22 protein-coding genes, 2 tRNA genes and 1 pseudogene are annotated in these 23839 nt (G+C 35.2%); 12 read left to right on the plus strand and 13 right to left on the minus strand.

Annotation, left to right across the window (positions count from 1 at the left end):
* Nucleotides 1–53 precede the first annotated feature (53 nt).
* Complete coding sequence (locus tag AOY20_RS14145) at nucleotides 54–548, plus strand: Lrp/AsnC family transcriptional regulator (protein WP_054582471.1); 495 nt, start codon at nucleotides 54–56, stop codon at nucleotides 546–548.
* 152 nt (nucleotides 549–700) lie between these two features.
* Here AOY20_RS14145 and AOY20_RS14150 read toward each other — a convergent pair whose 3' ends face one another.
* The 7 genes from AOY20_RS14150 to AOY20_RS14180 all read right to left on the minus strand — a co-directional run bounded on the left by AOY20_RS14150 (nucleotide 701) and on the right by AOY20_RS14180 (nucleotide 7062).
* Complete coding sequence (locus tag AOY20_RS14150) at nucleotides 701–1081, minus strand: hypothetical protein (protein ID WP_054582472.1); 381 nt, start codon at nucleotides 1079–1081, stop codon at nucleotides 701–703.
* A gap of 200 nt (nucleotides 1082–1281) precedes the next feature.
* Nucleotides 1282–2208: a site-specific tyrosine recombinase/integron integrase gene (gene xerA, locus AOY20_RS14155; protein WP_054582473.1), complete on the minus strand. Its 927-nt coding sequence runs from the start codon at nucleotides 2206–2208 to the stop codon at nucleotides 1282–1284.
* Between the two features lie 39 nt (nucleotides 2209–2247).
* Entirely contained in the window at nucleotides 2248–3060 is an 813-nt protein-coding gene (locus AOY20_RS14160) for an enhanced serine sensitivity protein SseB C-terminal domain-containing protein (protein ID WP_054582474.1), read from the minus strand.
* Nucleotides 3061–3140: 80 nt separating this feature from the next.
* Nucleotides 3141–3986: a diaminopimelate epimerase gene (gene dapF / locus AOY20_RS14165; RefSeq protein WP_054582475.1), complete on the minus strand. Its 846-nt coding sequence runs from the start codon at nucleotides 3984–3986 to the stop codon at nucleotides 3141–3143.
* 13 nt (nucleotides 3987–3999) lie between these two features.
* Nucleotides 4000–5244 carry a diaminopimelate decarboxylase gene (gene lysA / locus AOY20_RS14170; protein ID WP_054582476.1) on the minus strand — a complete coding sequence of 415 codons (1245 nt, stop codon included), beginning with the start codon at nucleotides 5242–5244 and terminating at the stop codon, nucleotides 4000–4002.
* A gap of 24 nt (nucleotides 5245–5268) precedes the next feature.
* Nucleotides 5269–5514, minus strand: coding sequence for an LPS translocon maturation chaperone LptM (lptM, locus tag AOY20_RS14965; RefSeq protein ID WP_054582477.1), 246 nt, complete (start codon nucleotides 5512–5514; stop codon nucleotides 5269–5271).
* A gap of 135 nt (nucleotides 5515–5649) precedes the next feature.
* Nucleotides 5650–7062 carry an amino acid permease gene (locus AOY20_RS14180; protein ID WP_144424789.1) on the minus strand — a complete coding sequence of 471 codons (1413 nt, stop codon included), beginning with the start codon at nucleotides 7060–7062 and terminating at the stop codon, nucleotides 5650–5652.
* Nucleotides 7063–7366: 304 nt separating this feature from the next.
* On the opposite strand from AOY20_RS14180, the gene AOY20_RS14185 reads away from it, so the two are divergent.
* Nucleotides 7367–8722, plus strand: coding sequence for an alanine/glycine:cation symporter family protein (locus tag AOY20_RS14185; RefSeq protein ID WP_054582479.1), 1356 nt, complete (start codon nucleotides 7367–7369; stop codon nucleotides 8720–8722).
* A gap of 92 nt (nucleotides 8723–8814) precedes the next feature.
* On the opposite strand, the gene phnX is transcribed toward AOY20_RS14185, so the two are convergent.
* From phnX to psrA, 4 genes are all read right to left on the minus strand, one after another.
* Nucleotides 8815–9642, minus strand: a complete 828-nt coding sequence (gene phnX, locus AOY20_RS14190; RefSeq protein ID WP_054582480.1) for a phosphonoacetaldehyde hydrolase — start codon at nucleotides 9640–9642, stop codon at nucleotides 8815–8817.
* Between the two features lie 37 nt (nucleotides 9643–9679).
* Nucleotides 9680–10546, minus strand: a complete 867-nt coding sequence (locus tag AOY20_RS14195; RefSeq protein WP_054582481.1) for a LysR substrate-binding domain-containing protein — start codon at nucleotides 10544–10546, stop codon at nucleotides 9680–9682.
* Between the two features lie 38 nt (nucleotides 10547–10584).
* Nucleotides 10585–11883 carry an MFS transporter gene (locus tag AOY20_RS14200; protein ID WP_054582482.1) on the minus strand — a complete coding sequence of 433 codons (1299 nt, stop codon included), beginning with the start codon at nucleotides 11881–11883 and terminating at the stop codon, nucleotides 10585–10587.
* A gap of 92 nt (nucleotides 11884–11975) precedes the next feature.
* Nucleotides 11976–13067, minus strand: coding sequence for an iron-containing alcohol dehydrogenase PsrA (gene psrA, locus AOY20_RS14205; protein WP_054582483.1), 1092 nt, complete (start codon nucleotides 13065–13067; stop codon nucleotides 11976–11978).
* 293 nt (nucleotides 13068–13360) lie between these two features.
* Between psrA and radA the strand changes: the two genes are divergently transcribed.
* The gene (gene radA / locus AOY20_RS14210) at nucleotides 13361–14743 is read left to right on the plus strand and encodes a DNA repair protein RadA (protein ID WP_054582484.1); all 1383 of its coding nucleotides are present in this window, start codon (nucleotides 13361–13363) and stop codon (nucleotides 14741–14743) included.
* A gap of 139 nt (nucleotides 14744–14882) precedes the next feature.
* Complete coding sequence (locus tag AOY20_RS14215) at nucleotides 14883–15875, plus strand: Tim44 domain-containing protein (RefSeq protein ID WP_054582485.1); 993 nt, start codon at nucleotides 14883–14885, stop codon at nucleotides 15873–15875.
* Between the two features lie 82 nt (nucleotides 15876–15957).
* On the opposite strand, the pseudogene AOY20_RS14220 reads toward AOY20_RS14215, so the two are convergent.
* Both AOY20_RS14220 and AOY20_RS14225 read right to left on the minus strand, forming a co-directional pair.
* A pseudogene (locus AOY20_RS14220) lies at nucleotides 15958–16647 on the minus strand (aspartate/glutamate racemase family protein).
* 96 nt (nucleotides 16648–16743) lie between these two features.
* Nucleotides 16744–17925 carry a S1C family serine protease gene (locus AOY20_RS14225; protein ID WP_054582486.1) on the minus strand — a complete coding sequence of 394 codons (1182 nt, stop codon included), beginning with the start codon at nucleotides 17923–17925 and terminating at the stop codon, nucleotides 16744–16746.
* Nucleotides 17926–18094: 169 nt separating this feature from the next.
* Here AOY20_RS14225 and AOY20_RS14230 point away from each other — a divergent pair, with 169 nt between their 5' ends.
* From AOY20_RS14230 to oxyR, 8 genes are all read left to right on the plus strand, one after another.
* Complete coding sequence (locus tag AOY20_RS14230) at nucleotides 18095–18853, plus strand: Nif3-like dinuclear metal center hexameric protein (RefSeq protein ID WP_054582487.1); 759 nt, start codon at nucleotides 18095–18097, stop codon at nucleotides 18851–18853.
* 158 nt (nucleotides 18854–19011) lie between these two features.
* Nucleotides 19012–19638, plus strand: coding sequence for a superoxide dismutase (locus AOY20_RS14235; RefSeq protein ID WP_054582488.1), 627 nt, complete (start codon nucleotides 19012–19014; stop codon nucleotides 19636–19638).
* A 328-nt stretch (nucleotides 19639–19966) separates the two neighbouring features.
* A tRNA-Asn gene (locus tag AOY20_RS14240) sits at nucleotides 19967–20042 on the plus strand.
* 1 nt (nucleotide 20043) lies between these two features.
* A tRNA-Asn gene (locus AOY20_RS14245) sits at nucleotides 20044–20119 on the plus strand.
* A gap of 379 nt (nucleotides 20120–20498) precedes the next feature.
* Nucleotides 20499–20663 (plus strand): rubredoxin RubA, encoded by a 165-nt coding sequence (rubA, locus tag AOY20_RS14250; RefSeq protein ID WP_054582489.1) that lies wholly within the window; start codon nucleotides 20499–20501, stop codon nucleotides 20661–20663.
* Nucleotides 20664–20729: 66 nt separating this feature from the next.
* Nucleotides 20730–21908, plus strand: a complete 1179-nt coding sequence (locus AOY20_RS14255) for an NAD(P)/FAD-dependent oxidoreductase (protein WP_054582490.1) — start codon at nucleotides 20730–20732, stop codon at nucleotides 21906–21908.
* A gap of 49 nt (nucleotides 21909–21957) precedes the next feature.
* Nucleotides 21958–22896 (plus strand): alpha/beta fold hydrolase, encoded by a 939-nt coding sequence (locus AOY20_RS14260; RefSeq protein ID WP_054582491.1) that lies wholly within the window; start codon nucleotides 21958–21960, stop codon nucleotides 22894–22896.
* Between the two features lie 13 nt (nucleotides 22897–22909).
* Nucleotides 22910–23812, plus strand: coding sequence for a LysR family transcriptional regulator OxyR (oxyR, locus tag AOY20_RS14265; protein WP_054579973.1), 903 nt, complete (start codon nucleotides 22910–22912; stop codon nucleotides 23810–23812).
* Nucleotides 23813–23839 lie beyond the last annotated feature (27 nt).

A 23839-nucleotide genomic window follows, 5' to 3' on the forward strand; every position in this document is an offset into this window, starting at 1 on the left:
AGGATTTCAAATATTCTACTTAGTGAGCTATTTTTAGAATTTAATTCTATTTTATGAAACAATCTCCAAACTCTATTTCAATAAAGCTTGATCGAATTGATAAAAATATCATTCGTGCTTTACAGATCCATGGACGAATTCAAAATAATGAATTGGCAGATAAGATTGGGCTTTCACCTTCCTCATGTTTAAGACGAGTCAAAATTTTAGAAGAAGCAGGTGTTATTCAACACTATGCAACTATTGTTGATCCTCAAAAAATTGGATTAAAACTGATCCTTTTTTCTCGTATTTGGCTCATTGGGCAAGATGCCGAAACGATTGATACTTTTATTGAAGCAATGAAAGAGCTTCCTCAAGTGATGGAGTGCTATATTATTTTAGGTGAATGTGATGCGATGCTGAAAGTGGTGGTGCCCGATTTAGAAAGTTATAGAAAGTTTCAATCAACACATCTAACCAAGAAAAATGGTATTACCAGTGTAAAAACAGATTTACCTAGCCAAATTATTAAACAGAGTTTTCAACTACCTCTAGAAGATTTATAAAAATCTCCTTATTTTTAATATTATGAAAATCCCTCATTTAAAAATAAATGAGGGAGAACTTTAAAATCAAAAAACTAAAAAATTCAGTAAGAAACTGATGATTACAATTCATTTCAAGCTAAATGAAGTGATCTCAATTTAATAAATTCATCCTAAGCATTTTCTTTCTGCAAACTTTCTAAAAAATCACGATGAACATGACTTAAATCAATCAGGTTATATTTTTCTAAATGAAAAACTTCCCAGACAGCAATAAAATCTTCTTTTAAATCTATATTTTGCATTGACACAGGCTTTTCTTGCCACTGTTTATCTGAAATCCAAATATATGTTTTCTGATTATTAGGATTCCTCGCTTGCAACTTACCTTCAACATTAATTCCTTCTACATGTGCACCGTCAGGAAGAGTAGCCTGAATTGTAGGAAGATTAACTTCAACAAAATGTTTAACTTGTCTAAGCCCATAACCGGCAAAGATTTCTTTTTGTGTTGGTGTAAGTTGATCATATTTTTGCTGTATATTCGTAATCATTTTTTAACCTTGTTTTTCAATATCTATCTTTCAATAACAATTTAGCGAACCAAAAATATTTTAATATTTACATTGCTCATGTCATAAATTCTTCAATTAAGCAATTCTTATACCTTAACTGTTGCTTTATTTTTATTCTACATTAGTTCAAATTACCATCATAATCAAAAAAAATGATCTAAATAAAAATTTACCGTCTTTCAACTATCACTTTTAAAATGTGCTCTAGGATGTGCTTGATCATATACCTGTGCTAAATGATCAAAATCAACATGCGTATAAATTTGAGTTGTCGTTAAATTACTATGTCCCAACATTTCTTGTACTGCTCTTAAGTCTCTGCTATTTGACAACATATGACTTGCAAAGCAGTGACGCAAGAGATGTGGATGTAAATCTACACCAACACCTGCTCTCTGTGCTTGATACTTCACTCTATTTTCAATTTGTCTTACACCTAATGGATTTCCCTTTTGAGTAATAAAGATCTGTGCCTCGGGTACAAAATCACCATTCCATAAAGGATAAATTTGCAACCATGCCATCACTGCATCTTTTGCCTTAGTTCCAAATGGAACTACTCTCATTTTATTACCCTTACCTGTAATCCTTAATAATTGGCGAGTGAAATCAATGTCTTTAATTTTTAGCCCTTGCACTTCCGATAAACGCAACCCGCTAGAATATAGTAACTCCAAAATAGCTTTATCCCTGACCCAAAGTTGTTGTTGCGTTGGAGATTCAGGATCGGGCTGATCAAGTATTTGATGAATTGTTTCAATATCAATCAGCCCAGGCAAAGGTCTAGGTTGACGCTTTAATTGAAAATCATCTGATGGATTAAACAATAAATATTGTCCTTGTTCAGCCCATTTCATAAACTGACGAATAGCTGACAACATACGTTGTAAACTACTAGAACTTAATTGATTAAGCTCGACTTTAAATGCTAAATAACCTCTTAAATCTGAAGTTTCTATGCTTTGTAATGGAATATTTTGCTGTTCACAATAGTTTAAAAAATCAGCAACATCTCTTTCATACGCACTTAGTGTATGTTTAGATTGATTCTGTATCTCTCGCTCTTTTAACCACATGGAAAGTAATTGCATAGTCGTATGCTGCATTTTACTTTTCTCCATGATTCAACAAAAATTTTAATTTTTTCATGAAAATAGTTTATCAAAAAAACGCGGTTTATTCTCTTCAGTTCGCATATAAAATGGTGTTATTTCCTCTCTAAAATATCGATTAATTTCATCTTCCTCTAAATCTAAATGTACCAAGTTAATTTCAATTTTTTCTTTTAAAGATGCATATGCAATTTGGCTAATTTTACGATGTAGCTCATCAATATAATACATAGATAAATGCTGATCGAGTTTTAAACCTATCAATAAAAATGGTATCTCACTCATATCACTATCGTAAATCTGCGCCAAATATGCTGCAATAATATGAAGTTCTGTTGAAAAAAAATGTTTTAATTGCCCAACCATAAATTCTGGATATATATCTGGCTGTTTCATTAAAAATATTGAATCTCCCTCTATTTCATAACTTTCTAATACTTGACTATAATCTCCCAATAAAATGCCTCTAATTTCATCAGGATAAAATTCTTTAATCGCTTCTGATTCAGGATTTAAAATTAAATGAGCACCCAAGGTAATTTCAAATAAAATTCGACATGGTAAGCAAATAAAATTCTCATTCGATATTTTTCTTAATTTTTCCACTGAAGTAAAAAAAGGAATGATATGCCCATATTCTGGATCATCCCAAACTTTTAAAGAAATAGATTGTTTATTATTGAATGTTTTTTCAGGAAATTTCTCCGTAAGCTCTTCAACATCATATTGAATACAATAAATATTTGCTTCAAGTAACTTCTCTAAAAACTCAGGTCGGTACGCTGGTTCATGTACAGCATGTATTAAGATTTCTTCGAGTTTTCTCTCATCATCTTTATCTTTCATTTTATTTTCCTATATTTATTTTTGTATGGTTAAAAAAAAGCCCTAATCAATTAGGGCTTTTTTATTCAGCTTTTTTAGAATTAAGCTTGAAAGTAACTTAAGTCGAGGCGACCATGATAGACAGTAGCTGTTGGACCAGTCATCCAAACCACCTCTCCTTCACGCCATTCAATCAGAAGTTTACCACCAGCCAATTCGACCTCGACAGCATTAGATAATAATCCACGGCGCATACCTGAAACTGCCGCAGCACAAGCCCCTGTACCACACGCCAATGTTTCACCTACACCACGTTCAAACACACGCAATCGTGCTCGTTTTTCATCCACAATTTGCATAAAACCAACATTCACACGTTGTGGAAAACGCTCATGAGACTCAACAATTGGACCTATTCTTGCAACTTCTGCTGAAATCACATTTGGTACAATTGTCACCGCATGTGGATTCCCCATATTCACAACATCAATTGTTAATTGCTCATCACTTGATAAATCAATGTCATATAAGTTTTCTACATCTTCTGCCACAAATGGAATTTCTTGTGGTAAAAATTTAGGATAACCCATATTTACCCGAACCCAGCCATTCGCACCAAGTTCTGGTTCTACAATACCCGATTTTGTCTGAACTTTAATTTTAGTTTTTGTAGTTAATTGGCGTTCATGTACAAATCTTGCAAAGCAACGTACACCATTACCACACTGTTCAACTTCAGAACCATCTGCATTTAAAATGCGATATTTAAAGTCAGCATTTGGAACATCAGGTGGTTCTACAATTAATAATTGATCAAAACCAATACCAAAATGACGATCTGCTAAACGTTGAATCGTTAAGGTATCTAAAAATGCTTTTTGGCTGATTAAATCAACCACCATAAAGTCATTGCCTAGACCATGCATTTTTGTAAATTCTAATAACATCTCGAATTCATCCTTAAGGTAATAAACGTTCACGTTCCCAAAGTGATTCAATTGTTTCGCGTTCACGAATCAAATGAGCCTGAGAACCATCAACCATCACTTCTGCTGCACGACCACGACTATTGTAATTAGAACTCATGACAAAGCCATAAGCACCTGCACCAAGTACCGCCAACACATCATTTTCTTGAATAGCAAGCTGACGCTCTTTTCCAAGGAAATCACCAGTTTCACAGATAGCACCCACAACATCCCACTCTTTTTTTTCTGTATCTGTTCGTGGTGTTACTTCTTGAATATCCATCCAAGCTTCATATAAAGCAGGACGAATTAAATCATTCATTGCCGCATCAATAATGGCAAAGTTACGGTGATTTGTTGGTTTAAGTAGATCAACTTTCGTTAGTAATACCCCAGCATTTGCAGAAATACTACGACCGGGTTCCATATAAACTTTTAAGCCTAATTTTTCTAAAGCAGGTTTTAAAGCATTGGCATATTCTTCAACTGTAGGAGGAACTTCATCTTTATAAGTCACACCTAAACCGCCACCAATATCAATATGTTTAAGCTCAATTCCTAAAGCTTTTAATTGATCAATCATCACAATGACACGATCAAGTGCATCAACAAAAGGTTGTGTTTCAGTTAATTGAGAACCAATATGACAATCAATACCCACAATATCTAAATTAGGCAATGATGCTGCATATTGATAAGTTTCAAATACAGTATCTGAAGGAATCCCAAATTTATTTTCTTTTAAGCCAGTTGAAATATAAGGATGCGTTTTAGCATCTACATCAGGGTTTACACGCAAAGAAATAGGTGCTTTTTTCCCAAGATGCGCTGCAACTTTTTGAATACGATCAAGTTCAGCATAAGATTCCACGTTAAAACATGCAATACCGACATTTAACGCTGTCTCAATATCAACTTCTGTTTTACCTAAACCTGAAAATACAATTTTAGATGCATCACCACCTGCTTTAAGTACACGTGCTAATTCACCGCCAGTCACAATATCAAAACCAGCACCTAACTTCGCTAATACATTCAATACCGCAATATTTGAGTTAGACTTTACCGCAAAACATATTTGATGATCGATAAAGCTAAAAGCACGATCCATATCTAAGTAATGCTTTTCAAATGTTGCTTTTGAATAAACATAAAGTGGTGTGCCATATTGCTGCGCAAGCTGTTGTAATGAACATTGCTCGGCATGCAAAACCCCATTAATGCGGGTAAAACTCATGAATGTATCCCTTTCGTTGAACAATTATGGTGTTGAAGTTGAAAATTCAGTAACGATAGCTTCTGAAACTGGTGTTGTCACAGCAGATGGAACAGACACATCTTGTTGCTGTTCTTGCTGATTTGATTTTTTCGCATCAGGATATATCAAGTATTTTGAGCGTTTATCGTAAGTTGGATCGTTCGGTAGCTGTAATGCTCCTGTTTGACCACAACCTACAAGTACGCTACTTGTAACCAATAAACTCATGCAGCAAATGGCGAAACGCATCTGACCACCTATAATAATATTATTGAGAAAGTATAACGTGATCACGAACGTGACCAAAGTATTTAACGCCAAAGATTAGCTTTTGTGATAAAAAAACGCCAGTTTTAACTGACGTTTTTCTGTTTAAATCTTATATTATTTCTTTTTATAAAAACAAAAATAACAAATTAATAAAATAATAAACCAAATTGGGCTGATTTTAAGCGCTTGGAAGGTATCTGCCTCTAAAGACAAAACATAAATCATTGTGATAAAGAAAATAATCACAACCCAACAAGTGACCAAACCACCAGGCAATTTAAATTTCGATTTTGCGTGCAATTCTGGACGTGTTTTGTAATACACAATATAACTCCACATAATCATCAACCATACACAAATAAAAAATACAGTTGAAAGTGTCGTTGCTAATGTGAATGCCTTCACCGCATCAGGTACAAAATATTGTAATGCAGCACCACACAATAAACATAATGCTGAAAAATATAATGCATTAGCAGGTACAGCACGACTGTTTAATCGTCCAAAAACTTGCGGACCTTGCTTTTCTCGAGACAAACCAAACAACATTCGACTTGTAGAGAAAACTCCACTATTCATAGATGACATTACAGAAGAAAGCACCACTAAATTCATGATAATCGCAGCAGCAGCAATACCCGCCTGACTAAACAAATTTACAAAAGGTGAAATACTCGGATCAATTGCATTCCAAGGTGTTACAGACATAACAATCAACAATGCCAATACATAGAAAATAATGATACGAATAGGAATTGAATTTACAGCTTTCGGTAAGTTATGTTCAGGGTCTTTTGTTTCAGCAGCAGTTGTACCTACAAGCTCTACCCCAACAAAAGCAAAAATTGCAATTTGAAAGCCTGCTAAAAATCCTAATGCACCTGTAGGAAATAATCCATCATAAGCCCATAGGTTAGTAAAGGATGCAACATGCCCTGCATCTGAAGTAAATCCAGTAAAAATCATCCAAGAACCAACAGCAATTAAGACAATAATTGCAATGATTTTGATCAGGGAGAACCAAAACTCTAATTCACCAAACAATTTTACTGTAACTAGATTCAGCCCCATAATAAAAATAATGGAAGCAACACTGATCATTACACCTTCTTCTGGAGAAAAAGGTAGTCCACCATTAAAAAACTGTAAGTAATAAATAATTGCTGATAAATCTGCTATACCAATGGTGATCCAACATAGCCAATATGTCCAACCGACAAAATACCCTGCCCAAGGACCAATTAAGTCAGAACTAAAATCAATAAACGACTTATATTCAAGATTGGATAATAATAATTCGCCTAGCGCACGCATCACGAAAAAAATCATAAATCCAATAATCATATATATCAGAACAATAGATGGTCCAGCTAAGCTGATGGTCTTACCAGACCCCATAAACAACCCTGTACCTATTGCCCCACCAATCGCAATTAACTGTAAATGTCGATTAGATAAACTTCTTTCTAATTCACCTTTTTCAGCAGGCGAATTAACTTCTCGATCTGACACTCTTTCATTCACCATTCACGCAATAAGTGCGACAAATTAACGCAAAACGCACGAAATTCAAAAGTAAAATTTAATTGTTATTGAAATTCCAATTAATTATGGAAATTAATTCATTTTTCTTATATCTATTATCTCAATTTAAGTCGTTCTTTTTTTGTACATAAAATATAAAAAACCTTGAAAGCAAAGTTAAACTGTGTAAAAAATAATCTTATAAATTTTGATATGAATAATAATTTTACGGATTGCCAATCATGGCACAACGATTGCTTAAAAAATTAAGCCATCACAACAATCAGGATGAAAAGAAGAATCAACTATGCAAAATTTACAATCTTTTATGGAAACATTAAGCGGTTGGGTCTGGGGTCCTTATATGCTTGTACTCATTGTTGGTACAGGGATTTTCCTGACTTTCCGCCTTTTGTTTTGGCAATTTAGGATGTTGCCTTTAGCGTTTAAACAAGTCTTTAGCAAACATAAAGGTGAAAAAAATCAACAAGGTGATATTTCACAATTTGCTTCATTAATGACAGCACTCTCTGCAACAATTGGAACGGGTAATATTGCTGGTGTTGCAACAGCATGTGTTCTAGGTGGTCCAGGTGCTGTATTTTGGATGTGGATGACTGCTCTATTTGGAATGGCAACTAAATATGGTGAAGGGGTTTTAGCGGTTAAATATCGAATAAAAAATGAAAAAGGAGAAATGTCTGGCGGTCCAATGTATTACATTGAACGTGGTTTAAAATGGAAATGGTTAGCCATTATTTTTGCTCTTTTTGGTACGCTTGCTTCTTTTGGTATTGGAAGTTCAGTTCAATCCAATACCGTTGCTCTTACTGTGGAACATAGCCTACATATCGACACTTGGATTACAGGTATTGTAATTACTGTTTTTTCCGCATTGGTTATTTTAGGCGGGATTAAATCAATTTCTAAAGCTTCATCCATTATTGTTCCATTTATGGCAATTGGCTATGTAGCTGGTGGCATAATTATTATTTTAAATAATTTAGAACTTGTAATGCCTGCACTAGAACTCATTTTTAAAGATGCATTTACAGGTGAAGCAGTTGCTGGTGGAGCTGTTGGTGCTGCAATTCGTTACGGTGTTGCTCGTGGTGTATTTTCTAATGAAGCTGGGATGGGGTCTGCACCAATTGCGGCAGCTGCTGCAAAAACAGATCACCCTGCTCGACAAGGATTAGTCTCAATGACAGGTACTTTTATTGATACCATCATTGTATGCTCAATTACGGGCATTGTTTTAGTTATGGGCTTTATTATCGCAGGAAATTCTTTCGGTGATTCAACAGGTGCTGTACTCACAACAAAAGCATTTGACCAACTATTACCAGGTTTTGGTGGTTGGGTTGTTACATTTGGTGTAGTTTTCTTTGCCTATTCAACTATTTTAGGTTGGTGCTACTACGGTGAAAAATGCTGTTCTTACTTATTAGGTGAAAAGTTCGTTCTGCTATACCGCATTATCTATATCATCTCTGTCTTTATTGGATGTGTAGCAACACTCGATCTTGTTTGGTTATTCGCTGATATATTTAATGGACTGATGGCTGTACCAAACTTAATTGCTTTATTATTGCTTTCAGGTGTGATTGCAAAAGAATCTAAAGACTTTATTGCGAAACGAAAATCTGGCGAACTCTACTAAAATATAATTTCATATTAATAAATAGTCACTTCATTGAATCATAAATACGCCGACTTGAAGCATCAAGTCGGTTTTTAACTTTAATTACCAAATTAATAGTTTTGTGGCATCTCACCACGCTTCAATCTTTCATTAATGTCATCAATAACATTTGGTAATTCTGCAATCGTATCGATAAAATAATGTGGTCGAGATGCCTCAAATAAGTGTTCAATTCGAAGACGCTCCTCATTCAATTTATTTTCATCTAACCTTTTATATTCCTCATAGGTTAATCCTAAAGCATTTCCAGAACACGTTAAAGCAACTGTCCACATTCCAGCACTTCGTCCCTCCAAAATACCAGGCCATGTATCATCAACTTTTACACATGCAGCAACATCACTAATACCTAATGAAATTACATTTTGTAGAGATTGAGCTGGATAAGGACGTCCATTTGGAACTTCATCCGTTGCAACAACACAGTCTGGTTCATATCCATTTCGAGCTGCTAACTCTACAACTTTATCCATAACAACTTTAGGATATCCAGAACAAGTTCCTATTTTTAATCCTTTAGATCTTAAATTGGAAATAGTATCTAGGGCTCCTGGTATTAAAGCAGAATGTACTGCAATTTTTTCTATTTGTAAGGGCATAAATCGATTATAAATTGCCGTCACATCATCATCAGTTGGAAGTCGACCAAATTTTTCACGATATCGTTCTGCAATTTCAGGAATATTACATAACGTCCGAATGTGATCCCATTTCCCCATTCCCATAGGACCTCGTGATTCTTCTAAAGAAACCTCGATACCAAACTCACGAAAAGCCTCAACAAAAATTTGGGTAGGTGCAAATGAACCAAAATCCACCACCGTCCCTGCCCAATCTAAAATTACTGCTTGTAATTGATCTGGTTGATCATATTTCATAAAAAACTCCATTTAAACACATTAAAACGATCTATTTTTAATCTATTGCATAATGCTGAAATACTTCAGATATCATTTGACGATCCTTTCTTAAATTTAAGCAACACAAGCGATATTCAATATAAAAAGGATGACCAGTAAACTTAATTGGCTGAAGATTTAGCATGTCGACAAATTCTATTTCAGAGACAAAACCTATTCCGCTTCCTTGTGCAATTGCATAGAAAATTGCTTCACGGCTATTCATTTGCATAACACTATTTAATTTAATGTTTCGTTCGTGACATATATTTTCAACTTGGACACGAGTTTGAGATCCTTCTTCCCTTAAAATAATTTTCTCATGCTGAAGTTGTTCAAGAAAAACTTCTTTTTCCTTTGCCCAAGGATGATCTTCTCGAACTACAGCAACAATTGGATAGCGCTTATAAACTTGTGTATATAAATCCGCTTCAAAATTTGATCTTGCCAATATTGCAATATCTATATCAAAGTTTCGTAACCGAGTAATTGTCTCAGTTGCAGAATAAAATGATGTTTTAAAATCAATTGTCGGATACTGCATCCTTAATTCATGCGTCAATTCCATAGCAATAGGTGGAGAAACTGCACCTATGCGAAACATCCCTACTTTTTTCTGCTGAAAACTTTGTAGTAAATGAATTGCCTCCTCTTCTAACTTAAATAATGGTTTTGCTATTTCATATAATTTTTGTCCAGCCAAACTCATTTCAACCGTATTTCCATTCCGATGAAATAATTCAACCTTAAATACTTTCTCTAATGCTTTGACTTGTTCACTGACCGTGGGTTGACCAATACTCAAATATTCAGCTGCTGTTGTAAAACTCCCTTTATAAGCCACAGCATAAAATGAACGTAACCACTTATGATATTGATGCATTAGTCAATTCCCTCCATAAAAACTAAATGTTGATTTTTTTATCGTCTTACAAACAAAGCAACAAAAGCACTACAAGCACAGGCAATCGTCACAATCATAAAAATTAGAGATGTATTACCTGTCATGTCTAATACACTACCAATTAGTGGCTCTGCCAATCCTGCAAATAAATATGATGCAAAATTCATAACCCCAGTTGCAGTACCTGCTCGTTTAGCACCTGCTAAATCTGGACACAATGCCCAAAAACTAGAGGCTGGACCATAGACAAAGAAGCCACATAAAAATAAAGCACCAATTGCAACAGAACTATATGTAGGAAGTGTCCACATCCATAAACTTGTAATAGCACCTAAAACCATATAAAGAATAATGGCTAAATAACGTTTCGATCCAAATAATCTGTCAGAAACCCATCCATTAGTTAGTGCACCAACAGCCATTCCAACTGGTAATGCAACGGTAATCCAGATAGGATCAATCCCCGCATCTCCTGATTTCCAATTCGAACCTAAAAAATGCACAGGAACCCAAATAATCAATCCATAACGTGCCGCATTTTGAAATCCTAATGACACTGCCGCAATTAAAAGCTTTACATTCTTTAATATTGCTTTATAACGTTGCCACGATGTTTCTTCTACATCACCTGCTAATTCTTGAGCTTTATCTTCTTCATTTGCAACACCAGTATTTTCTAGCGGTTTAAAACCAAGATCTTCTGGTCGTTCACGTGCAACAAAGAAAAATAAAATACCTCCTGCCAACATAAGTAAAACTGGTAAACGGAAAATCCATCTCCATTCCAACTGAAAAACTTCAATTACAACAACAGAAGTTACATACGACAAAATGGATGCACAACCTGCTGCAAATACATAAAATCCATATACTTTTCCACGTTCAGAAACACCCCACCAATTTGAAAGTAAACGGCTTCCTGGTGCCCAACCTAGAGCTTGTAAATATCCATTTGCAGCCCATGGAATAATTAAACTAAAAAAACCACTTGCAAAACTTACAATCCAATTCGCACCACAGGAAAGTACTGCTCCTGTTGTCATAATACGGCGGCCTCCAAATTTATCCGCCAAATTTCCATTAATTGCTTGCCCAATAGCATAAGCCCACAACATACTTGCAGAAATCCATCCTAGAGCTGCACTACTTAACCCAAATTCTGCTTGTATACCAGGTATGGCAAAACCAAATGTTTGTCGACCTGTATAAAAAAATAGATAACAAAACATTGCAGCAAATAACATTCTCCACTGTGCACGTCGAAATGCTGGTGTATTATTATCAGCTAATGGTATTGAATATTGTGTTCGTTCCATGATTCTTATCCTTATTATATAAATACGCGCAAATCCTTTATAAATAGGAAAATATAAAGATCCTCTTATTTTTTCCTACAAGATAATGCTTTTTAAGAAAGAGAAACTCCTATAAAGTTTTTTCCTCGTGCTCCTTGCATCGCATAATTGATCATCTCCATTTGCTCGTCTGCATATACCCCATAATCACAAAACTCTGTTTTAACATCTAAGCTATGTAAGAAATTCAATAATTGTGTCTGAGCATCTTCTAAACTATTTCCGAACATTTTTTTAAAGATTTGATCTCTTGATTTACTCTTACCCCAAGCAAGTCCTAATACATAAGGCAATGTAAATGAGCATGCAATTCCATGGGCTAATCCATACCTCAATGTCATCTCATAAGAAATCGAATGAGCTAACGCAGTCTTTGTATTCGAAAATGCAATCCCTGCTTTTAAAGCTGCTAATGCCATTTTTGAACGTAAATTTTCATTCAATAAATCTTGAGATAATTTAGGTAAACAATCCAAAATATCTTCAATAGCAGAGATTGCAAAAATATCTGAAACTGGATTTGAATTAACATTCCAAATAGACTCTAAAGCATGTGATAAAGCATCTAAGCCTGTTGAAATTGTAATTGCTCTAGGAACAGTTAACATTAAATCTGGATCAATAATTGCAACTTTTGGCCATGTACAATCCAAATGCAAAGAGTATTTTTTTTGTTCTTTACTATCCCAAATTGTTGCCCAAGGTGTTACTTCACTGCCTGTTCCTGCAGTCGTTGGAACAGCGATTAATTTTTTATATTTTGTAGGTGTAAACTTTTTCCCTGTTACTAAAGGTTCAAGTAACTCTTCAAATTTTTTTGATTCTGTTCCAACAATAAGTGCCTTTGCTGTATCAATTGAACTTCCGCCACCAATTGCTAGAACAGTATCGCAATCTTCAAATTTCTCCCAAAAATATTCATATATTTCTTTGAGTTGAATTACATCAGGATTAGGTTGAACATTTTGAATTATATGAACCAACCGATCTCCCAATAACAGCTTAATTTTCTCAATTAACCCTAAACTTTCAGCTTCAGGAAAAGTAACCAAAGTTACTGTCTCGTTTTCAGTTAACTCTTTTAATTTACAAAGAGATCCTTTCCCAAAGTATGTAGTCACAGGATTATAAAAAGTATCGACCATGATGATTTTACGCCTCCCTTTTAAACGTATTTCATAGTCAATCCTATTTATCTTTTAGACAAATCGATTAATTATCAGTTAACATTGATTAAACCATTAACAACTGATTTATATTATTTTTTTACAAGAAAACCACCTGTTTTTTAATCACAATAGTCACTAAAATAGACATTTTTCCTGCGAAAAATAAAAGTAAATATATTCAATCTATAAAAACATTTCAGGATTTTTTTTTCATAAAAAACAACTTCAGCTGTATGCTGTATATAAATTTTATCTGCTTTTAAAATAATATGGCCAAAGCAAAAACAGTATATCGTTGTGAACAATGTGGTACAGATCATCCTAAGTGGGCTGGACAATGTACAGATTGCGGTGAATGGAATTCACTCGTTGAAGTCAACATTGCACCTGCCGTTACGCATCGTGCTCAACCTAAAATGGGTGGTGGTTATGCAGGGCAAGCTTCTGCTGTTACCACACTGAATCAAATTTCTATTTCAAATGAAACACGTTTAGCAACAGGAATTAGCGAATTCGATCGAGTATTAGGTGGCGGTTTAGTGACTGGATCTGTCGTCCTGATTGGTGGTGATCCTGGTATTGGTAAATCAACTATCTTGCTACAAACTGCGACTCATATGGCTTCAGCCAATAGCTCTGCCCTATATGTAACAGGTGAAGAATCATTATCTCAAGTCGCTTTACGTGCACAACGCTTAGACTTACCTACTGACCATTTAAAAGTCATGGCTGAAACTTGTGTAGAGCGCATATGTGAAATTTTAGCGCAAATTCGCCCTGCCGTAGCTATTTTAGATTCTATTCAAACGTTATATACCGAAACTTTACAATCTGCTCCAGGTGGTGTTTCACAAATTCGTGAATCAGCTGCACTATTAACTCGCTATGCTAAAAATAGTGGTACTGCGCTATTCATTGTGGGACATGTCACTAAAGAAGGTTCTTTAGCAGGACCTCGTGTTTTAGAACATATGGTCGATTGTGTTCTTTATTTTGAAGGACAATCAGACTCTAGATACCGAATGATTCGTGCTGTTAAAAACCGATTTGGTGCAGTGAATGAATTAGGTGTATTTGGTATGACTGACAAAGGTCTAAAAGAAGTTGCCAATCCTTCAGCTATTTTTTTAAGTCGTTATGATGAAGCAATACCCGGCTCAATTGTAATGATTAGCCGTGAAGGTACACGCCCCCTTTTAGTAGAAGTACAAGCATTAGTTGATGATGCACATGGTCAACCAAGACGTGTTGCTTTAGGTTTAGAACAAAACCGTTTGAATATGCTTTTAGCAGTTATGCATCGTCATGGTGGTGTTCAAACATCAGGACAAGATGTTTATGTAAATGTGGTCGGTGGCCTAAAAATTACCGAAACAGGTTCAGATTTGGCTGTACTTCTAGCATGTGCATCAAGCTTGAGAGGCAAAGCACTACCACAGCAACTGGCTGTTTTTGGTGAGGTTGGGTTATCAGGAGAAATTCGCCCTGTACCGAATGGACAAGAACGTTTAAAAGAAGCCATTAAACATGGTTTCAAATACATTATTGTCCCTAGGGCCAATGCACCTCAAAAAAAGATCGCTGGTGTACAAATTATTGCCGTTGCAAGATTGCATGAAGCATTAACTGAAGCCATCAATTTATGTGAGTAATATTCACGTTTTTTGACACCTTGTTTTCAGACAAATTTATATATTGAGTTGCAAGAATATACAAATTTTTATTGAAATTTTAATCAAAGCCTATATAAATATAGAAGTTAAACAAGATTTACTTCGACAGGAAAATTTAATGGAAGTTCGACAGCGTGGTTTTATTGCCGGTATTTTAACAGCGGCATTATTGGTAGCTCCTTTGGCAGCAGAAGCAAAACGTGCTGGTGGCGGTAAAAGTCACGGTATGAGTCGCTCTGCAGCGCCATCTCAATCATACCAACAACCTCGTCAAGCAGCTCCTGCTCAACAACCTACAGCTGCACCTGCTCAACAAAAATCAGGTCCTGGTGTAGGTGGTATGGTTGCTGCTGGTGTAGCCGGTGCTGCTATTGGTGCTGTAGCTGCAAATGCTTTAGCAGATGACAAACCTGCAAATGCAGCAAGTGAAGCTCAAGCGCCTGTACAAGCACAAGAGGAAGAAAAAGGTGGTATTCCAAGCTGGTTATGGATTCTATTAATCGCTGCTGTTGCTTTCTTTATCTTCCGCAAAGTCGGAGCAAAAAAAAAACTAGCTTCTAACAATCCTTATGCGCCAAATAGCGGTGCGCAACAAGCACCGTTTGGTCAAACACCACCTACTGGTCGTCCTTCTAATGACGGCACCAATATTTTTGGTCAAAATGTAGGTGGCTCAAATGCAACTGCTCCTGTAAACAATGCTCCTTTTGGCACTGCTTATACGAACAGCGGCAGCCAATTACCAGATGGTACTGAACCTGCTGCATTCCTACGTGTTGCTCGTCAGCGTTTTAACCATATTCAATCAATGAATACAGCAAGTAACATTGCAGAAATTCAGCGTTATTTAACACCTGATCTTTACCAGTCAATGTATAACGACATTATGGAAAACCAAGATCAAGATGTTGCTGAATTTTCTAACTTAAATGCAATGGTTGCAGATTCTGCTAATGAAAATGGTCAATACATTGTAAGCGTACGCTTTACAGGTACAGTGAGTGAAGACTTAAACAGCTTACCTCAACCATTTACTGAAGTTTGGCATTTTGTAAAACCTGCTGGTTCAAGCCAAGACTGGTTAGTTGCTGGAATTCAACAAGAAGGCTAATTTAACTTAGTCTTCAAAAAGCCCAATAACTTAAAGTTGTTGGGCTTTTTTATATAAAATATAATCATGAGAATTTAAAAAATTATTGCAAAATAAAATCTACTATTTTTCGTACATGTATTTCAGTTGTATCTAAAACTGCAATATTAAAATCTGCTTGATCCACAATTAAACCTAATTCCGTACAACCTAAAATGACACCTTCTGCACCAGAAACAATCTGCTTTTGAATAATTGTTTTATATATTTCTTTAGATTGAGAATTAATAATGCCTTGACAAAGCTCATCGTAAATAATTCTATTTATAATTAATTGATCATCTAAATGAGGTACAACAACATCAATTCAAAAATTAATAAGTTAAGTAATATAAAAAGCTTGTCCCATGGTAAATTTTGTACCAAGCAATACCACTTTTTTTAATTTTAACTGCTGAATTTCAGCTGCTACAGCATCAATAATATGTAAAAAAGGAATATTGATAGCACTTAAAATTTGAGGTGCAACCTTATGCATTGTATTGGTACATAAAGCAACTGCATCACAGCCTGCATCTTCTAATTTTTTAGCAATTACAGCAAGTTCATTTCCTGCACGCTCCCATTCTTCATTTCTTTGTAATTGCTCTATTTCTTTAAAGTTCACGCTATAAAATATTATTTTTGCAGAATTTAATCCACCTAAAGCTTCATGTACAAGCTGATTAATACGTTGATAATACAATGCTGATGATTCCCAGCTCATACCACCAATTAATCCAATTGTTTTCATTTTTATCTCTCTTTTATACACATAATTTCCTTTATTTTTCATAAAATAAAACCCCAAATTTGGGGTTTTATGAAAATTCAATAATGATCTAAAACATTATCTTGGTAACGGAATATATTGCTTATTTGCATCTACATTCTGCTTTTTTAATTCACCAATCACGACATTGAGTACTAATTTTTCATTACCACGTTTGACCGTAATATCAATATTACTATTTGGGGCTTGTTGAGCAACATAATTTCTTAAGTGAGATGAAGAGGTAATTTTTTCATTTCCCACTTTTAAAATAATATCACCTTTTTTAATTCCTGCTTGATCTGCTGGTGCTTCAGGCTCTACATAAGCAACCTCTACACCTTCTTTTGAAGATAAGAAATTATCTTGTTTTATAGATTGTAATCCAATACCTAACCATCCACGAACAACACGACCATCTCTTAAAATAGAATTCAACACTTGTTGACAAACTTTTGCAGAAATTGCAAAACCAATGCCCATTGAACCACCAGATTGAGAGAAAATCGCAGTATTTACACCAATTAAATTTCCTGCAACGTCAATTAAGGCTCCACCTGAGTTACCAGGGTTGATAGCAGCATCAGTCTGAATAAAATCTTCATATGTACTAATACTTAAATCAGATCGGCCTGTTGCAGAAATAATTCCTTGTGTCACAGTTTGCCCAACGCCAAATGGATTACCAATCGCTAAAACAACGTCACCAACTTCATTACCACTTAATTTAAATGGCAATACAGGTAATTTATCTAAATCAATTTTAATCACAGCTAAATCAGTATCTGGGTCTGTCCCAATCACTTTAGCTTCTGCTTTACGACCATCATTTAATGCAACAATGATTTTATCTGCCTGAGCAATCACATGATTATTAGTTAAAATATACCCATCTGGACGTACAATTACACCTGAACCTAAACTATTTTGATCTGGTCCTTGTCCGAATTGATCAGGTAATTGATCACCAAAAAACTCTCTAAATGCTGGATCATTAAACAGTGGATGTTTAACTTTTTGAATACTTTGGGTGGTATAAATATTTACAACAGCAGGAGCTGCAACTTTAACTGCTGCATGATAGGACACGACTCCACCAGTACGCGTAGTATCAATTAACGGCTCTACCTTTTCAGCAGGTAATTTAACTCCATCTGCTGAAATTGGTGCTTTTGGCTTGGTTATTTGTTGCCAGCCAATAAAACCAATAATCACAATAATTAAGAGAATCCAAGGCAACCATGTAAAGGTCCTACGCACGATTTATACCTCTAATAAAAAGATTTTACTTCGTTGATGAGTAAATGATTTATAAGTTATTTTAAATGGAAATAAACAATGAATCACAAAAAAAACCAAGAAATTTGTCTCGCTTTGGTTACAATTAAGATATGTTTTATATAATTTAATTCAACTTTTCAGGAAATCTATGGCCAATCTCAATGAAATTATCTTATGGTGTAATCAAACCCTAAAATCTCATGAGTTTAAGGATTATGCACCAAATGGTTTACAAATTGAAGGTAAACTTGAAGTGAATAAAATTCTTTGCGCTGTAACAGCCTCACAAGATGCCATAGATGCAGCTATTTCCCAAAATGCAGACTTACTTTTAGTTCATCATGGCTATTTTTGGAAAGGTGAACCCTACCCAATTATAGGGATGCGTGGCAAACGCATAAAAGCATTAATACAAAATGATATTTCTTTAGTTGGTTATCATCTGCCATTAGACTCTCATCCACGCCTAGGAAATAATGCAGCGATTGCTGATCTATTAGAATTGGAAAATATTGAAGCGCTTGATCCAGCTGAAAAACATCCCATTGGAAATATTGGCTTTTTAAAGCAGCCTATGTCACCTGAAGAATTTAAAGATTTTTTAACATCACGCTTAGGCTTTAATACAATTCATTTAGCTGCAAATAAAAAAGAAATTCATAAAATTGGTTATTGCACAGGTGCTGCACAAGATTTTATTGCAAAAGCTGCTGAACAAAACTGCGATGCATTTATTTCTGGTGAAGTCAGTGAACGTACTTTTTACGAAGCAAAAGAATTAAATGTCCACTATTATGCGTGCGGACATCATGCAACTGAAAAATATGGTGTGCAACGCTTAGCAAAAGCCATTTCTGAACAATTTGATATTGAAACATGCTATTTTGAATTAAATAATCCTATTTAATGTATTATTTTCAAGTACTTTAAAACAGGCCTTATCTCAATAAATTCAAGCTTTATTCTGTATTGTTATTTGCAACTAATGCCCAATTTAGCTCAAGAATCTATTACAATAAGGTCACTTAAATGTCATAACCCAGCAAAATGCAAGGAATTGAAATCATGACAGCGATTACTTTACCCGCTTTACCTTACGGCTACGAAGATTTAGCTCCACATATCAGCAAAGAAACTTTAGAGTTCCATCATGACAAGCACCACAACACTTACGTGGTTAACTTGAACAACTTGATTAAAGGCACAGATCTTGAAGATAAAACTTTAGAAGAAATCATTAAAGCTTCAGCTGGTGATGCATCTAAAGCAGGTATTTTCAACAATGCTGCTCAAGTTTGGAACCACACTTTCTATTGGAACTGTATGGCTAAAAATGGTGGCGGTAAAGCAACTGGTGCTTTAGCTGCTAAAATTGATGAAGCATTTGGTTCTTATGAAAAATTTGCTGAAGAGTTTGCTGCTGCTGCAACAACTCAATTCGGTTCAGGTTGGGCTTGGTTAGTTGCTGACAAAGTAAATGGTAACCTTTCTATTCTTAAAACTTCAAATGCTGATACTCCACTTGCTCATGGCAAAGTTGCTGTATTAACAATTGACGTATGGGAACACGCTTACTACATCGACTTCCGTAATGCTCGTCCTAAATACATCACAACTTTCTTAGAAAGCCTTGTGAACTGGGATTATGCAAACGCTAAATATGCAGGTCTTGCTGCTGGCGTTGAAAAATAAGATCTAACGATTTTATTTTATCTCAAAAGAACCATCCTTATCGGATGGTTTTTTTATATTTGAATCGTCATGAATAGTAAAATTTGATCTATTTCAAGTGTTCTACTCATCACTTCATCCTAGCTTTAAAGCATAAAAACTATCTAATTATTATTTTTCAATCATTTAATAAATTTTCATTTTTTATATTTCTCTTTTATAAATTAGTCAAAATCAATCAATATATAAACATTTTTTTAGAAATTGGCTAATAAAAAAACATTTGGTTATCTTTTCTTGTATTTTTGCTTGACCAGTTCTGATTTCATCCCTAAAATGCGCTTCAGATTCTCCAATAGCTCAGTCGGTAGAGCGACGGACTGTTAATCCGCAGGTCCCTGGTTCGAGCCCAGGTTGGAGAGCCATTCTTCCATAGCTCAGTCGGTAGAGCGACGGACTGTTAATCCGCAGGTCCCTGGTTCGAGCCCAGGTGGAAGAGCCAAATTCTTAAAAAACCCACTCATTGCGAAGTGGGTTTTTTATTGTCTTAATTTTATTTAGTACAAAAATATATTTCTTAGATTCTATCCCCTTATTCTAAGACCACATACACTCTTCCTTTAGTTTATGGTTCTAGATCTTATTTCAATTTCTAAGAAAACTTAGATCTATCATTTTTAGCAATATGACTAAATTTTGTTACAATTTAATCTTAATCGAATTTTATGCATCATTTAATAGAATAAAACGCTGATATTTACTTTACTTTACATAGGCAACTGCGTAAAAATTTAACTTAGCTAATACGTCCCTCGTATCTCTAGAGTCTTATCTAATTTTATTTTGCCGATCAGCCTTAGATCAGCTTTTTGGAGTGTTCAATGAAAAAATATCAATGCATCGTTTGTGGATGGATTTATGATGAGGCGGAAGGTTGGCCACAAGATGGCATCGTTGCTGGAACAAAATGGGAAGATATTCCAGATGACTGGACTTGCCCTGACTGTGGCGTAACGAAAGATGATTTTGAAATGGTAGAAATCTAATTTTTATAAAAGACCATCCTATATGGTCTTTTTTATGTTTTAAAAAATTTATACGGAGAAATACACATGCATCCTATCGTCATCATTGGTTCTGGCATGGCGGGTTATACAGTCGCTCGAGAATTTCGTAAATTAAATGCGGAACAAGAACTTGTCATGATTTGTGCAGATGATGCGATAAATTATGCAAAACCAACTTTATCTAATGCATTAACAGGAAAAAAAGCACCTGAACAAATTGCCTTAGGCGATGCGACTAAAATGAGCTCACAGCTCAATATGCAGATTAAAAGTAATACTTGGGTAAAAGCCATTGATTCAGTAAACCAAACGCTTACATTAGAAAATGCTGACGGACAATCAACTCAAGTATATTCAAAACTTGTATTGGCATTAGGTGCAACACCTATTCGTTTAGCTCTTGATGGTGATGCGAATAATGATATTCATGTTGTAAATAACTTATCTGATTATCAAGCTTTCCGTCTACAATTAGATGCCAAACAAGAAAAACGAGTTGTTATTTTAGGTGCAGGACTCATTGGTTGTGAGTTTGCAAATGACTTAAAAAATACAGATCATCAAGTTTCTGTTATAGATTTAGCTGAACAACCTCTCGGACGCTTGCTACCAGCTCATGTAGCACATCAATTTAAACAAAACCTATCCAATACAGGTATTATGTTTGAACTTGGTACAACTGTAGAAAAAATTACAAAAACTTCAAACAATGACTATGTTATTTCTTTAGCTAATGGTCAGTCTCTTCATGCAGATGTTGTATTATCGGCAATTGGTTTACAAGCAAATATCACTTTAGCTAAAACAGCTAACATTAATACTGGTCGTGGTATTATCACCAATAGCCTATTAGAAACAAATCAACCTCATATTTATGCAGTTGGTGATTGTGCAGAAGTGAATGGTATGCTCCTTCCATATGTCATGCCAATCATGCAACAAGCTCGTGCTTTAGCAAAAACGTTGAATGGCGAGATAACTCACGTTCATTATCCAGCAATGCCTGTGGCTGTTAAAACACCATCGTCCCCTCTTACTGTATTACCCGTTCCTACTGAAATAGAAGTCAATTGGGAAACAGAAGAATTAGAAGATGGCATGATTGCAAAAGCGATTGATGCAAACCATACTTTACGTGGCTTTGTCCTACTTGGTTCTACTGCCAACAAACAAAGACTTACATTAACAAAACAAGTTCCAGACTTGATTCCTATTAAGAATTAAGGTTTTAATAGAAAGGACGCTAATACCGTCCTTTTTTAGAGACATTAAAATGAATAGTGCCTTAAAGTTTAAGGATTCTCCTTATACACCATTTATGCAAGAGACACGGATTACTCTTTCTAATGGTATAGAACTGCATGTTGAAATAGGCGGTAAAAGTACAGACCCTACAATTTTGTTAATTATGGGTTTAGGTGCTCAAGTGCTTTTTTGGCCTGATTTTTTTTGTAAATCTCTTATAGATCAAGGTTATCGTGTTATCCGTTTTGATAATCGAGACATTGGATTATCAAGTAAAATTAAACATGATGGACCTAAACTTAATGCCATTAAAATGATGGGTCGCTTTACATTAGGTCTTAAAAATGAAGGTGCACCATATACTCTATATGATATGGCTGAAGACTGTGCACTCATGATTGATGCTTTGAGCTTAGAAAAAGTTCATGTAATTGGCGCTTCCATGGGCGGAATGATTGCACAAATTCTTGCTGCACAATATCCAACTAAAGTTCAAAGTTTAGGCTTATTATTTACAAGTAATATTCAACCTTTTTTACCTATTCCAAGACCCAAACAACTCTTTAGTTTAATTGGAAAACCCAAATCTAGAGATGAAAATGCTATTATTGACCATACGTTAAAAGTATTCCAAACCATTGGGTCACCAGGTTTGGTAAATCCTTTGGAAACTATGCAAACTGCTAAAAAACTATATGAGCGGAGCTACTATCCAAAAGGTGTACTTCAACAATTTTTAGCAATATTATGTACAGGTTCTCTGCTACAATTAGATAAGCAGATTCATCACCCCACTCTTGTTGTTCATGGGGCATGTGATCGCTTGTTACCACCTGGACATGGTAAAGCTGTTGCGAAAGCAATACCGGGCGCTAAATTTGAATTAATTGAAGGAATGGGGCATGATATCCCACCGCAATTTGTTCCATATCTTAGCGGACTTTTTGCACATCATTTTACATCATAAATATTAGGACACTATGGCTGCATTACCATCCCTAAGACAGCTGTCATATTTAGTAACACTGTCTGAAACGCTGCATTTCACCGAAGCAGCTCGCCGATCTTTTGTAACCCAGTCAACTTTGTCTGGCGGTATCATGGAATTGGAGCGACTTTTGGGTGGCGTACTCGTTGAACGTGATCGCCAAAACGTACGCTTAACTCCACTAGGTGAGCAAGTTGTTGCACGGGCCCGTGTTCTTTTAGCGGATGCTCAAGACTTGATGCGCTTAAGCCGTGAAATGAGTGAACCCCTTACAGGTGATTTACATTTAGGTATCATTCCAACAATTGCGCCTTTTATTTTGGCTCAACTCTTAGATGAAGTGCATAAACAATTACCTAAAATTCAATTGCATTTGCATGAGGCTCAAAGCGAGAAAATCGTAGAGCGCCTTGAGCACGGCAACCTAGATATGATTGTTCTTGCATTACCATTCGATACGCGTGGCTTAAAAGTTGCAGAAATCGAAAAAGAAAATTTATTCTTGGTTTGCCATAAAGCTGATCCAATTGCAATGAAAGCAAACTCATTAGATCAATTAGATCTTTCACGTTTAATGTTATTGGAAGAAGGTCACTGCTTACGTGATCATACACTTAGTGCTTGCCCAATTGGTGAACGTAAAAATGATCATCGTTTAAAAGCAAGTTCACTTCCAACATTGGTTGAGATGGTTTCTGCAAATCTTGGTTTTACTCTATTACCAGAAATTGCACTTCATACCAATATGATTAAAGCAAATCCAGATTTAGTTGTTAAGCCTATTGAGGCAGCACCAAATCGCACTTTAGCTTTAGTTACACGTAAAAGCACACCTCTTCAAAGTGAATTTGATGTTCTATTGCAAATTTTGCAAAAAATCACAAAAAAAGCTTAAGCAATAAACAAAAAAGGAGCCTAAAAA

This window comes from Acinetobacter equi (assembly GCF_001307195.1).
Lineage (GTDB): Bacteria > Pseudomonadota > Gammaproteobacteria > Pseudomonadales > Moraxellaceae > Acinetobacter > Acinetobacter equi.

What these genes read in the sequence shown, in the direction of transcription:
- AOY20_RS14200 (WP_054582482.1), bottom strand. Translation starts at nt 11,883, where the DNA reads ATGGAACGAACACAATATTCAATACCATTAGCTGATAATAATACACCA.
- xerA (WP_054582473.1), bottom strand. Translation starts at nt 2,208, where the DNA reads ATGCAGCATACGACTATGCAATTACTTTCCATGTGGTTAAAAGAGCGA.
- AOY20_RS14150 (WP_054582472.1), bottom strand. Translation starts at nt 1,081, where the DNA reads ATGATTACGAATATACAGCAAAAATATGATCAACTTACACCAACACAA.
- AOY20_RS14180 (WP_144424789.1), bottom strand. Translation starts at nt 7,062, where the DNA reads ATGGTGAATGAAAGAGTGTCAGATCGAGAAGTTAATTCGCCTGCTGAA.
- AOY20_RS14230 (WP_054582487.1), top strand. Translation starts at nt 18,095, where the DNA reads ATGGCCAATCTCAATGAAATTATCTTATGGTGTAATCAAACCCTAAAA.
- dapF (WP_054582475.1), bottom strand. Translation starts at nt 3,986, where the DNA reads ATGTTATTAGAATTTACAAAAATGCATGGTCTAGGCAATGACTTTATG.
- AOY20_RS14185 (WP_054582479.1), top strand. Translation starts at nt 7,367, where the DNA reads ATGCAAAATTTACAATCTTTTATGGAAACATTAAGCGGTTGGGTCTGG.
- AOY20_RS14160 (WP_054582474.1), bottom strand. Translation starts at nt 3,060, where the DNA reads ATGAAAGATAAAGATGATGAGAGAAAACTCGAAGAAATCTTAATACAT.
- AOY20_RS14195 (WP_054582481.1), bottom strand. Translation starts at nt 10,546, where the DNA reads ATGCATCAATATCATAAGTGGTTACGTTCATTTTATGCTGTGGCTTAT.
- rubA (WP_054582489.1), top strand. Translation starts at nt 20,499, where the DNA reads ATGAAAAAATATCAATGCATCGTTTGTGGATGGATTTATGATGAGGCG.
- oxyR (WP_054579973.1), top strand. Translation starts at nt 22,910, where the DNA reads ATGGCTGCATTACCATCCCTAAGACAGCTGTCATATTTAGTAACACTG.
- AOY20_RS14145 (WP_054582471.1), top strand. Translation starts at nt 54, where the DNA reads ATGAAACAATCTCCAAACTCTATTTCAATAAAGCTTGATCGAATTGAT.
- lptM (WP_054582477.1), bottom strand. Translation starts at nt 5,514, where the DNA reads ATGCGTTTCGCCATTTGCTGCATGAGTTTATTGGTTACAAGTAGCGTA.
- lysA (WP_054582476.1), bottom strand. Translation starts at nt 5,244, where the DNA reads ATGAGTTTTACCCGCATTAATGGGGTTTTGCATGCCGAGCAATGTTCA.
- phnX (WP_054582480.1), bottom strand. Translation starts at nt 9,642, where the DNA reads ATGAAATATGATCAACCAGATCAATTACAAGCAGTAATTTTAGATTGG.
- AOY20_RS14255 (WP_054582490.1), top strand. Translation starts at nt 20,730, where the DNA reads ATGCATCCTATCGTCATCATTGGTTCTGGCATGGCGGGTTATACAGTC.
- AOY20_RS14260 (WP_054582491.1), top strand. Translation starts at nt 21,958, where the DNA reads ATGAATAGTGCCTTAAAGTTTAAGGATTCTCCTTATACACCATTTATG.
- AOY20_RS14235 (WP_054582488.1), top strand. Translation starts at nt 19,012, where the DNA reads ATGACAGCGATTACTTTACCCGCTTTACCTTACGGCTACGAAGATTTA.
- psrA (WP_054582483.1), bottom strand. Translation starts at nt 13,067, where the DNA reads ATGGTCGATACTTTTTATAATCCTGTGACTACATACTTTGGGAAAGGA.
- radA (WP_054582484.1), top strand. Translation starts at nt 13,361, where the DNA reads ATGGCCAAAGCAAAAACAGTATATCGTTGTGAACAATGTGGTACAGAT.
- AOY20_RS14215 (WP_054582485.1), top strand. Translation starts at nt 14,883, where the DNA reads ATGGAAGTTCGACAGCGTGGTTTTATTGCCGGTATTTTAACAGCGGCA.